The sequence below is a fragment of the Microvirga sp. HBU67558 genome (assembly GCF_018069605.1).
GTDB classification, from domain to species: domain Bacteria; phylum Pseudomonadota; class Alphaproteobacteria; order Rhizobiales; family Beijerinckiaceae; genus Microvirga; species Microvirga terrae.
Genome location: NZ_JAGPUP010000541.1, coordinates 52,562 through 64,119 on the forward strand (window position 1 = coordinate 52,562; position 11,558 = coordinate 64,119).

Annotated in this window: 10 protein-coding genes; 6 read left to right on the top strand and 4 right to left on the bottom strand. The window is 57.3% G+C overall.

The annotated features are described in order from the left end of the window. Positions 1-559 precede the first annotated feature (559 nt). From repB to KBI52_RS34240, 3 genes are all read right to left on the bottom strand, one after another. On the bottom strand, positions 560-1,708 hold the full coding sequence (repB, locus tag KBI52_RS20870; protein ID WP_210811282.1) for a plasmid partitioning protein RepB: 1,149 nt from the start codon (positions 1,706-1,708) through the stop codon (positions 560-562). Next, on the bottom strand, positions 1,708-2,916 hold the full coding sequence (repA, locus tag KBI52_RS20875) for a plasmid partitioning protein RepA (RefSeq protein ID WP_247654537.1): 1,209 nt from the start codon (positions 2,914-2,916) through the stop codon (positions 1,708-1,710). Before repA ends, repB begins: the two co-directional genes overlap by 1 nt. 658 nt (positions 2,917-3,574) lie before the next feature. Next, positions 3,575-3,886, bottom strand: a complete 312-nt coding sequence (locus tag KBI52_RS34240; RefSeq protein WP_371823196.1) for a uracil-DNA glycosylase family protein — start codon at positions 3,884-3,886, stop codon at positions 3,575-3,577. A gap of 428 nt (positions 3,887-4,314) precedes the next feature. Here KBI52_RS34240 and KBI52_RS20880 point away from each other — a divergent pair, with 428 nt between their 5' ends. Then, positions 4,315-5,127: an aminoglycoside phosphotransferase family protein gene (locus tag KBI52_RS20880; RefSeq protein ID WP_210811284.1), complete on the top strand. Its 813-nt coding sequence runs from the start codon at positions 4,315-4,317 to the stop codon at positions 5,125-5,127. A gap of 519 nt (positions 5,128-5,646) precedes the next feature. On the opposite strand, the gene KBI52_RS20885 is transcribed toward KBI52_RS20880, so the two are convergent. After that, positions 5,647-6,561 (bottom strand): recombinase family protein, encoded by a 915-nt coding sequence (locus KBI52_RS20885; RefSeq protein WP_210811285.1) that lies wholly within the window; start codon positions 6,559-6,561, stop codon positions 5,647-5,649. Positions 6,562-7,342: 781 nt separating this feature from the next. Here KBI52_RS20885 and KBI52_RS20890 point away from each other — a divergent pair. The 5 genes from KBI52_RS20890 to KBI52_RS20905 form a co-directional block, all read left to right on the top strand. Beyond that, on the top strand, positions 7,343-8,980 hold the full coding sequence (locus KBI52_RS20890) for a hypothetical protein (protein ID WP_210811286.1): 1,638 nt from the start codon (positions 7,343-7,345) through the stop codon (positions 8,978-8,980). 32 nt (positions 8,981-9,012) lie between these two features. Then, positions 9,013-9,390, top strand: coding sequence for a DUF1612 domain-containing protein (locus KBI52_RS34245; RefSeq protein WP_247654541.1), 378 nt, complete (start codon positions 9,013-9,015; stop codon positions 9,388-9,390). After that, a complete protein-coding gene (locus tag KBI52_RS33105; RefSeq protein ID WP_247654538.1) occupies positions 9,357-9,620 on the top strand; it encodes a helix-turn-helix domain-containing protein in 264 nt (87 codons plus the stop codon). The genes KBI52_RS34245 and KBI52_RS33105 overlap by 34 nt, the downstream gene beginning before the upstream one ends. 1,049 nt (positions 9,621-10,669) lie before the next feature. Further along, positions 10,670-10,882: a hypothetical protein gene (locus KBI52_RS20900; RefSeq protein WP_210811309.1), complete on the top strand. Its 213-nt coding sequence runs from the start codon at positions 10,670-10,672 to the stop codon at positions 10,880-10,882. 173 nt (positions 10,883-11,055) lie between these two features. Then, positions 11,056-11,558 (top strand): helix-turn-helix domain-containing protein (locus KBI52_RS20905; RefSeq protein ID WP_210811288.1); only part of this gene is annotated, 503 nt, incomplete at its 3' end.

Genomic DNA, 11,558 nt, shown 5'->3' on the forward strand with positions numbered 1-11,558 from the left:
CTCTCCAGCTGAGCAATGCTCGTCCGGCAGCCAACAGTCTTTTGCCCCTATTGCCTCAAAGGCAAAAAAGCTAAGCTTTTCCTTAACTGCTAAGTTATTGAGATAAAACGAAAGCACGGGGGCAGTGGAAGCTAAGCTGAAGCTGACTATGGTCTGATAGACGGTTTCGAGCTGTTCTGCTCGGCTGCACCGCTAGTCACTTAATTTGAGGTCTCATCACCGGCGCTCAGGGAAGCGCCTGACCGGCCAAGGGGGCTTAGAGGTCCTTGTTTTAAGCCATTTTAGCAGGGCTGAGGGAAGCCCTCCCCTCTCCGGGTGGTAAACGAAATCGCTCACCGATCGTCTTCAAACGATCATTTTCACCCGACTTCTTACTTTGTACAAAAGCCCATTTGTTGATAGCAAGCCCTCCAAGTTCGGCACCCTCCCCTGCTGCCGTCTTGGTCGGTATACCACGAGCCCACTTTCTGATTGCTCCAATCTGTCTAGGAGTGCGGTCGATAATTGCCGGTTCATGAGTGAGGGCAGTCAAACGCAACTGCCCTCCAGAACGCACGGATCAAGCTTGCTTGGCGCCTTGGAACTCGTTGTACAGATCTTCAAGTCGCGATTTGAGAAAGTCCCCAAATTCTGGTGATACCTTCCGATCAATGACGAGAGAGAACCTGTCTTCCGTAACTGAAATCTTCGCGAGACGGGCGCCGTCGGGCGCAGTCCATGTTTCAGGCTTTGAGCCAGGTTCCTTTGTGATGAGTGCCCTATACGCAGCTTCGAAAATGGCATCGCTGTCCCGGCCCGCCTTCTCGGCACGCTCAATTGCACTGCGAACCTTGTCAATGGTGCGTGGCTTGATCAATCCGGAAAGGTCTTCCCATTTCCTTCTGCCGATCTTCGGTGCAGGGCCGATTGCATCGATGATGTGACCGGGAACTGCGTTTGCGACTGAGAGCATCTTTGAAAGCATAGATTTGTCGACGCAGAGTGCCTGCATTATTACTTCCCGCCGGAAGCCGCGCTCTTCCAGGCGTGATGCAAAACGGGCCTTCTCAATGAAGCTCAGGTTTGTGCGGGCATTGTTCTCCTGGCCTTGAGCAACAACGAGTTGCTCATCGGTGAGTTCGCGAACGACGGCTCTGATCTTTATGCCGAGTTCCTTGATCGCTCGAAGTCGGCGGTGGCCGTAGGCTACCTGGTACCGTCCAGAGTGCTCAGGGTGTGGCCGCACCAGGATCGGAACTTGCTGCCCTTCAGACTTGATGGCTGCAACGAGCTCTTTGTGGGCTTCGTCTGAGTAGGCCATTCGATCAGGAACAAACGACGCATCAATCTCGGAAGGATCGAGATCGACAATCGTGTGACCAGCTCGAAGCTGTTCCTCGAGTTGCTCAACGCGACCAACAGAGTCGACAGCTTCCTTCATTGCTCGAAGAGGCGAGGTCTTGAGAGATGGAAGCTTGGTTGGGAGCACGGCGATCTGCTCGCTAGCAACGTTGCTTGCAAGAGAACGGTCTGCGAGAGGACGAGAGGCTAGTGGCCGATCAGCAAGTGGCCGGTCGGCGAGAGGACGATCACCGGTAATTGCAGCAGCGGCCTCGGCCTGAAGTTCCCCTACAGGGTTGGGAGCGGGTGCTCCGGCAGTCCCAAGGTTCGCGCTTGTGGAGCCATCAGCATCATCGTTCCCAAAGGAAATAAGATTCTTGCGCGCCATTACTGCCTCCCCCACGCCTTACGGATTTGATCTTCGATTTCGCCATTAACGAGGTCCAAGGCCTCCAAAGCTCTGTCGTAAGTACCCTTGTTGAATTTGGTCCGATCGACTTCGTACAAGGTTTGCTTTGTGATCCCGGAATCCGCGACCGCGGTGCTCTTCAGCATGCTGTTCTGCAGCACGCGATGTCCGAACAGAGACCGCATGAACCCAACCATCTGGTTCTGAGGTCCATCGCTTGGCTCGTATCTAGTAACAAGGTAGCGCAGCCAGTCATAGTCGTTGCGGTGCCTTCCAAGAGTGGTCGTGACTTCGCCAACCATCCTGAGGAATTGAGCCATTGACAGCACATCAAGCATTTGCGGATGAACTGTCACAAGAAGCGATGTTGCAGCACATAGAGCCGCCATGGTCAGGTAACCGAGATTCGGTGGGCAATCCATGACGACAACGTCATAGTGCTGGTCCACAGACTCTAGGGCTTCCAAGATCTGCATAAAGAAGATCTTGGAGTTCCTTCCAGCAGGCGCGGTTGTCTCAAATTCCATGAGTTCGAGATTACCGGGGATGAAATGGAGGCCAGGGAGATAGGTCGACCGAATGATGTTCTCAATCCGGGTGCGATGCTCGTCGAACCGGATTGCCCCGTACAGCGTTTCGTTGTCTCGCACGTCGAGTTCCGGCTGGTTCCCGAAGAGTGTCGAAAGGCTGGCTTGCGGGTCCAGGTCGATAGCGAGCACGCGATAACCGCGAAGAGCAAGATACTGGGCTAAGTGGGCCGTCGTTGTCGTCTTCGCACTGCCGCCCTTGAAATTGATGACCGAAATGACTTGGAGCTTCTCGCCCTCAACTCGATGAGGGATATAACGGCGGTTGGACTTTGTCCCTTCGAGGAACTCTCGGACTGCGTTCACTTCCTCAATCGAGAAAGTCCGCCGGCCATTTGGCTGCATCTCTGGGAGGGGGGCTTTGCCCTCAGCCGCAAGTTGCCGGAGATAGCCCTCATGAATGCCTAAGAATTTCGAGGCTTCGCTTGAGGTAAAGCGGCGGATGGCCTTCTTCGCAACCGGAGGAAAGATCCTCTGGGTGTGTTCCTGTAGCTTTTTTGCGAGGATGTCGGCGTCAAGGACGATCTGCTGCTTATTGGAAGCGGTGTCGAGAGCCGGTGGGATTACAGGAATGGATGAAGGCTGCTGAACTGCTGTCATGTACGGTTCCTTGCGTTTCCGCGCGGAATTGGCCCTAGATCGGTAAATCTGCGCTGACCTCAGTACGCCCTTGGGATGTTAAGAACCGGTTAATTGCACGCTCGAATTTTGCTCAAGAGAGCTGAATAGGTCGAAAGATCCTCGACGGAAGCGAAGAATTGGAGGCAGCGGTGACCGCCCCTCCCCTCTTTGACGGACATGGCCCCTCTCAGAAGGGCGCCGGCCAGGTCTTCTGGAGGCATTCGCATCGAACGCGCCGGTTGAACATCAGCCGCCGGTTGTCCGCGGACAACCCATCTTGGGCTGTCAAGTGCAGTTCTACTCTCGGTGCGAGCAACTGTGTGGTTGCGCCATAGCGGCGTGGCTCAGTGAGAGTGCAGATATATGGTTAATGAGCCGTTTCCTTCAGGTGGCATAGCATGGAGGCTGTCCGCGCTAGCTCACGCCACGGCGCAATCTGCCGGTAACTGGATGCCAGCCCTGACGCTGATGGAACGACGTAGATCTGCGATTTTCCAACCTGTTCGATCTGAAATCCAATAGGTTTCTTCCCCGTTCGGCGCTCGAGGAACCTGGCTCCGACCTCCTCCCCGTTGAAGGCATTGATCTTGGATCCGGACTGGACCTCCGTCCTGCGAAAGACCTAATGTGGTAGTCGCTATCCGCGAGACCGGTGGCGGTTTCGGACGCCTTCTCTGCGAGATCGGTGCAGCCAATGCCGAACTTGGGCAATTCTAAAATCAGGGGGCTGGAGCTGCCTAGATGTCAGCCCTACCTGAGAGAGGGCCGCCCAAAAGCGATTGCCGGGTTGCGCGTAGTAGGCACCGGACACGGCAGAGTGGTTACCGGCAGCGAGTCCGCAGAATACGATCTTGAGGCTCTGAAGGAGAACGTCTGGGAGCCTTTTCGGTCGTAGGCGCGATCTGGAGTCAGATCGGCGGGACAGTGTAGTTGTCCGCGGACAACCCATCAATCAAGGCGCCGGCGGACACTCCCTACCCTATTCCATCGCCGTCCCAAAACGAGAGTTAAGCTAACGGAATGGTCTTGTCCTGTGTAGGATCCGTCGTGCTGTAACTTTGCCAACTTTCGACCGGGAGATCGGTTGTCCGCGGACAACCGACTGAAAGGAGCCATGTGGAGGCCGCCATTTCTTAAAGGGCGGACCGAGTGTGAAACGGGTCGGAGCCATGGGTTGTCCGCGGACAACTCTCAAAATAAAAATCTCGGGCGCGCTTGCTGCAGCGGGACGAACCTGATGTCCGGCGCCTAGTTGTCCGCGAACAACCGATCAAGTTCTCACCTGCACTCTTCGCGGATAAAATCTGGCGCTTTGCACCCACCATCCGTAGCGACCCGCGTCTCCTAAGCGGCCATACGCTGTGATATGTCTGATCGATGCTTGAGACCTACCTCACTCTTTGGAACCTGGTTCCCGACGGCGATCCTATCACCACCCCAGCCGCTCGGTTGTTGCCGGTAACACAGGATGGCGAGCCCGCCATGCTCAAGATATCTCGTGAGGAGAACGAGTGCTCCGGCGGCGTGCTGATGGAATGGTGGGACGGAGAAGGCGCAGCGCGGGTACTGGCTCGGGATCATGAAGCCCTATTGTTGGAGCGTGCTACCGGCTCTGACTCTCTCGCTGAAATGGCCCGGTCCGGCCACGATGACGAAGCTTGCCGCATTCTGTGTACTACCGCTGCCCGGCTCCACGCCCCCAGGCCGAAGCCGCACCCTGACCTGATCCCACTGATGGTTTGGTTTCGCGACCTGGAGCCGGCAGCCGCCACGCATGGTGGCATTCTGGTCCATTGCGCTGAGGCGGCCCGTATGCTGCTGGCAGAACCCCGTGAGGTAGGGGTTCTGCATGGTGACTTGCACCATGATAACGTGCTCGACTTCGGAGCACGCGGCTGGCTCGCCATTGATCCGAAGCGTTTGGTCGGGGAGCGCGGCTTCGACTTCGCCAATATCTTTACGAACCCCGATCTGGCGGATCCTACACACCCGGTCGCAACTATGCCCGGCCGCTTCGCGCGCCGTCTGGAGCTCGTCACCTCTGCCGCGGGGCTGGAGCGGCGACGGCTACTACGCTGGATCCTAGCCTGGACTGGGCTATCGGCTGTGTGGTTCTTGGGCGACGGTGATCCGTTGGCAGCTATTGATCTAGAGGTCGCGTCGTTGGCCGCTGCGGAGCTGGATCGATGATCTGCCCCGTGAGGTTATAGTAAAGACCAAGAGGGCGGGGTGGATCGTGGATCCAGGAGCGGGTTAACCGCCTTACCATCCTGCAGGGCAGGGGAGGCCAACCTTTGGGACAGGGCCCGACGCGGCGGCGACATTCCTGGGATGAGAGGCAGGGGGACCTATTCGGAGCCTCACCACCCAAGCCTGCTGCCGCCAAGCGTCCAGCCCCTCCTATTCCGAGGAACACTCTCGAAGAGGAGCCTGTAGAGGCCGTTTCGCTTACGTCTTTGGCAAAGCGGGCAAGCCGCCACGAGATCGAAGACATGGTTAACGAGCTGGACGACGATGAGCTTGCCCACCTGATTGTGAGAGGGGTTAGGACCGTCAAGCGACGAATGGCACGGGGAGGGCAGGGGGATGGTCGCTCCACTCGAAGCGGCGGGCGGCGGAGCGCACTGGATCGGGCGCTGCAGGAGATCGCGACCGAGCTTACAGGTTTCGACGAGCCAGAAGCAGATTGGTGAGGGCCTGAATATAAGCCTAGCTCGAGACCTCGCCATTGGCGGTTAGCCCGAGCTTGTTGGCCCGGTCGATGAGCGATTTCACAGATGAAGCGGACCATCTGCTGCCTCCACGAGGAGCCCGCTCTCGCATCCTTTCCAACTGGGCTGCGATGTCACGTAGCGTGAGCTCAGGCGCTGCTATGGCAATGCCAGCAACGAGGGTGAGAAGGCGTTCGCTCGGGAGTCGGGGAGGGGACTTCGATAAGAGCGCCTTTTCAGCCAGGCCTTCCTTCACTAGACGTTTGGTGGTCCGGCGGAGTCGCTCCGCTGTCCATGATTGGCCTGAGGCATTGAGGATACGTGCTACGTCATCCCAGGTGTGTTGAGGGCGAAGGCGACGTACGGCTGGAAGCCAGGTGTCGACCGTCTCAAGAACCTCTTCGAGATGAGCGTGAGACCAGCCGGCTGCTGCCTTGCGAATTGCAATCGGATCGCGGGCTCTTAAGCCGGGATTGCCCGGCAGCTTGCCGCGCCGGGCCGCAGCCTTGATACCTGCCTTGGTGCGCTCGGCGATTAGGGACCGCTCCAATTGGGCGACGGCTCCCAGAACCTGCAGGGAGAACATGCCCTGTGGGGTTGTGGTGTCGATCGGATCGCGCAGGGACCGGAAATGCGCGCCGCGGGCCTCCAGCTGCTCGATAACCTCGAGGAGGTGCTTCACCGAGCGCGCTAGTCGATCAAGACGCACTACGACCAGTGTCTCTCCGGGCTGAATGTTGCGGAGAAGGCTTGCCAGGACCGGGCGGCTCCGCGAGGCGCCGGAGGCGAACTCCTGATGGATTACAAGACAGCCGGCAGCGCGGAGCTCGTCAGTCTGAGGATCGGTGGCTTGGTCCTCCGTCGAGACACGTGCATATCCGACCAGGTTCGCTTTGAGAGGGAAGGGGGGCACGGCTGCAGGTGGCCTTTATAAGGTGATGGAATATTCGGGAATGCTAGGCCATAGCGCAGAATTGAGCCGCACCCGGAGGCATGGGCCTCAGAGATCGTCTAGAGCCGTCTCATCAACGTAGCGCCGTAGGCATCTTGCAGGAAGGCTTCGAAGTCCTCTGACGCATGCTGGTACTCCATTAGTATCGCATAGCCGTTTTGCCCCAAATCTGGCCCTTTGTACAATGTCTGCGGATAGGCGCAACTGGCCGTTTGGGATCGTTGCTGCGGCTATTGTGTCGGCACAACGAGGAGGGGAGGGAGTTTGCTAAGGCGGGAGGAAGTGCCTTGAAAATTTAGGCTTTGGCAGTTTGCTCAGGGAGCGCGAGGCTTTCGATGCCCTTCTTGATCAAGATGCTGATAAGCGGTGATTATCGATACCAAAATCTTAGGAAGCCTTGGTTACCCACAGGCCGTAATTATCTCATGATTTGCTTCTCTATCGCCCAAACTAATTAAATCTATCAATGGTTTATGCTACTAACCGGACTGGTAGATGAGGGTAAGCGGGGCAGATTAGGGGGCGGCGCACCTTAGGCTGACCCGATAACAGATGAGGGGCAGCGGGGCAGTCTCGGACCCAACAAAATCTGGCCCAACAATACTCTACGGCAGGACGGATCGGGAATGTCTGCCGCGGAAGTTTGAGAACTGACCTTATCCTTTTTCTCACTCCCCGCTGCACGGCCATTGCAGTCATGCTGGATTGCTGGATTTGCCACGCCCGATCCTGGGAGGGACTGTTGATCAAACGCGGTTTATCAATCCCTGCTGTTGCTCTCATTTACACCTTCATAGCTTCGGACCCTGCTTTGGCGTTCGAATTCAAGACGGGATTAGAGCCTCTTGATGACTTCGTCGATCAGCGAGGAAAGGATATTGAGAACACTGGGAACGATATGAAGAAGGGGATTGATCAAACGACTGACGAGGTCAAAAAAACCCTTGATGAAGTCGGAAAGGGTGCTGAAGACGCTGGTAAAAAGTTGATCGAGGGCGGAAAGAAGGCCCTGTCCGACACGGCAGAGAATAGCAAGAAGCTAGTTGATGACATCATTGCAAAGAGCAGGAAATCCCTGGACGACATTGCCTGGAATGTCGTGAAAGGGGCGAACGATATTGTTGATGCTGGCAAAGCCGGCGCTCGGTATATCGAGTTTCAAATTAGCGGATTTGGCAACAGCCTTTCAGAGGCCGACAAGAGGATCAGGGAAGGCAAGGTAGTCGATGCCGTCTGGCATCTCTCGACTGATCCTTACAAGAACCAAGAGGAGGCTACTGCACGGGCGGCTCAGGAGAGCGAGCTTGTAAACACCTCCCTATCGGCTGCGGCCAGCTTCTATGGTGGACCGGCTGGTGCATCGGCATATGCAGCTTGGTACGCCTACCGATCTACCGGTGACGTCAACATGGCCGTGCGGGTAGGAGTTACGACCGCAATTATGAGCGCCGGCTATTCCAAGGTCTCGGCCATGCCCCAGGGCACCTTAGGCCAAGTGACTAAGAAAGCTCTGGTGTCGGGAGCAGTAGGAGGCATAGCGGTCGCTGCCGCTGGTGGTGATGAGACCGCTGTTAAAGATGCATTCCTCAAGCAGGGCGGAATGGTTATCGTTCAGTCGGGGCAGTCATACGTGACCAAAAAGTATGTCGACCCCGCTGTTGCAAAGGCGGATCAGTACTGCATGAATTCCGTGGGAGTGAAGTGCTCGCTGGTTCTGCCCAAGTACCAGAGGGACGCGCAAGGCAATCTGATATTCGACGCGAAGGGTCTGCCAAAGATAGACAAGTCGTTCAAGCTGCCGGGTAAAGAGACTCTCGGGAAATGGCAGGAGATAGCAAAGCAGGCAGAGCAGGACCTCTACAAGAAGGCGCCTATGGTCGAGCAGGTATTCACGAAGGACAAGGATTGGTCGATCAGTTGGAATCGGGAAGCCTTGATGGACCCCTCGTCCAATATTCCCGGCGTGGCCCTGACCTACACGGGTTCAAACTCCCCGTATGACGAGAAGATCCAAGAACTCAAGTTGTGGGCAGAGACCGCGCCGACACCGGTAAGTCCACAAACCGTCCAAGAATTTGACAAGGCCCAGAGCAAGCTAGCCGTAAAGCCAACCTGGACAGCTCTTCATAACATCGGATCGAAGACGCCGTTCCTCGACCCAGTCTTTCCGAAAAAAGCTGCCGGGCAACCTCTGGCGCCCGGGGATATCGCGCGTTCAAACCGCAAGGCCTTCCTGCGGCCTGGTCCGGCGAAATGGGGAGGCGACCCGCCTACGGTCGATGAAGGAGATCTCGTGACGATTCTGGAGATCACGACCGTAACCGATGATAAGGGACGCCAGCAGCAGTGGGCCCGAGTCGAGGTAATCCCTAGTCAATGAACGTTGGCGAGGAGCAACAAATCGCTGCGCCAATGTCTTTCCAGAGTTGTCGGTGGCAGAAGTTCAATACTCGACTTTGGATAGTCAGCCGCGAGGTCCTTCTGGGACCGGCGCCCCAAGTCAAGTGGACGAGCCACTGGCAAGCTGTCGCCGCTGCGGCCGTGGCCTGGAACGCCTGGCTGGATCTCAACCTCTACACCCGCTTGCCCTGGTTGGGGCTGACGATGGCCGCCTCAATCCTGCGAGTGCGAGGGCTGACGGACCATCTTTTGCATCTAGCGGCAGGTTTTAAGAAGTCGAAGTTCCGACCGCAGGGCAGGGAAGGGAAGGGGCGAAGGAGAAACTTGAGGGTTTTTGCAGTGTCATCGAGGAGGCCTTGGACATCGCGGGCAAGGACCTGGAGAGGCTGATCCCGGCTCGAGAGCTGATGGGGCGTGTGACGGCGAAGACCCGATCAAACTCGAAGCTACCGGACCTGGTCGACCTGTTCCTGTCGCATCCGTTGGTGACCGTGCCACTCGGCGCCAAACTGCTGAATGTCACCCCAAAGGCAGTGGACCTCATGCTGCAGCAGCTGGGTGGCGTGGAAAATCCGGAGCCCCGAATCAAGACGAGGTACGCGCCACGCGCGAACTTCTGAACTCCGCCCAAAAAGCGATGACAACCATTAGGCGGATTTTCATACGAAACCGTGTTGGTTCAGCTTCCGCACCGGAAGTGCTCGGGTACATAGAACGCGCTACAGAAGCGATCGGATGTGCGCTTCGCCTTCTGAGGTTCATCGAGTCGATTAACGATGGACGCGCGCCAGACAGTACCAGAGTTTTTGCGCGGCGAGATGGAATCCGCACCCTTGAGCCTTGGAAAGATATGCTCGCGAGTGTCAATAAGAAGTACGTCGCCACCCACCTCGCTCTCAAATTTGAGTACATGCGTTTGAGGGGGCATGCGGAAACTATGGCTCCTGATGGTGACCTTGCAGATAAGGCCTCCGGACCGAAATAACTAATAGCTCTCTTTCATCGCAGACGTTGCTTGTGCCCTTGAGTTGATTAGCGTGGAATTTCCGGCCGAGCGCGCTGTCCTTCACGTAACTTTGCAATAGTCGAGGTCGCATCGGCAAAGTTAGAGATGCGCCGGGAGCCGTCCCGTGCAGCCTTCGAGACGACGACCAAGCCGTCCATTGGATTGCCGTGCGGCCGCTCCACGGCCACGGCACCGGTCGCTACCAGCGGCCTCCATTGTGCTTCGAGGATCACGATGGTGGGCGCCTTCGTATCCTAGAGGAAGCGCGTGTGCGTGGCGTTGGTCTGCCGCTGGGCGGCGGCCCACGAGAAGGATCTGCGAACAACACCTTGAATCCAATTTAAATATCCAATGGGACTTGTGGTTCCGTTGCCAGTTCTTGACCGCATCAGCGCGCCGTTCCCGAATCATAATTCCAGAGCACGAGTCGACCCTTGAGTCGAATACTAAGCCTTCTCGAATCAAGTGCGTAACTGAGAATCACCTGGAACCGGGCTTTTACATGCGAATTGACTCGGCCTTTTCAGCTAAATGATTCTAGGTAAAGAAGTTTCCCACCGCCGAATTGATCTATTGTGAACGGATTCTTGACGCGCGACTCCACAGCCAACTCAGAATCGGGCATTTCTCGTAACTGTCACAAGTGCGATGGGGTGGTGTGCCATGCCTGACGTGAAAGGGATCGAGCGGGTTCAGCGCCTCCGGAAAGCCCGCCGTGAGCGGGGTGACCGGGAGATGAACGTCTGGGTTCCTCAGATGATAGGGACTGCAATCGATCAAGCGGTCGAGAGCGGTCGCTTTAAGACACGCCAGGACGCCATCAACCATGCCCTTGAGACCACCTTTGTTCGGAAGGAGCCAAACACGGTGACGTAACCCAGGCAAAGCAAAAGGCCCACGAAGCTGGAAACTTCGAGGGCCTTTGGAGACCACCGCGAGGGGTGGGCAAAGATTGTGTGACAACGTCTTTATGCCATCCCGACAAACTGACTGTCAAGAGCATCGGTTACGGTGAACGCTCCCGCTTTGCCCTCAACACGGAGGGTACGATGCAGCTTGCATCGTCAGGAGGCCGGCGGCTGAGACATGCCGCTCTGGCCGCAAGGAAGCTTGCGCTCGAAGCCGAGCGCACGGTGACGCGAAAAGAACTCTCAGGCGCCGCCCGGGATGCGGGCAAGGCGCTCGACCTCAGGCCAGCCCAGCGGGCCGTCCTGTCCGAGCTCGTCGCCTGCTGGGGCGAGCAGGAATGGGGGCGGCTGCTGGTGTGGCCATCGAATGACTACCTCATGAGCCGCACCGGCCTCACTGAGCGGGCGATCCGGCGCATCCTGCGCCAGCTGGTCGACCTGCAGCTGCTGACCCCCAAGGACTCGCCCAATGGCAAGCGCTATGCCGTCAAGGATCTAGCCGGGCAGGTGGTCGATGCCTTTGGGTTCGATCTCACCCCGGTCTACGCCAGAAGAGGCGACTGGGCGGCGATGCTCATCGAGCAGAAGCAGCTGCGCGAGGTGCAGAAGCGCGCCTTTGACGAGGTCACGATCTGCCGGCGGGC

Coding starts and splice junctions, on each gene's coding strand:
- repB (WP_210811282.1), bottom strand. CDS start 1,708: ATGGCGCGCAAGAATCTTATTTCCTTTGGGAACGATGATGCTGATGGC.
- repA (WP_247654537.1), bottom strand. CDS start 2,916: ATGACAGCAGTTCAGCAGCCTTCATCCATTCCTGTAATCCCACCGGCT.
- KBI52_RS34240 (WP_371823196.1), bottom strand. CDS start 3,886: ATGGGTTGTCCGCGGACAACTACACTGTCCCGCCGATCTGACTCCAGA.
- KBI52_RS20880 (WP_210811284.1), top strand. CDS start 4,315: ATGCTTGAGACCTACCTCACTCTTTGGAACCTGGTTCCCGACGGCGAT.
- KBI52_RS34245 (WP_247654541.1), top strand. CDS start 9,013: ATGTCTTTCCAGAGTTGTCGGTGGCAGAAGTTCAATACTCGACTTTGG.
- KBI52_RS20900 (WP_210811309.1), top strand. CDS start 10,670: ATGCCTGACGTGAAAGGGATCGAGCGGGTTCAGCGCCTCCGGAAAGCC.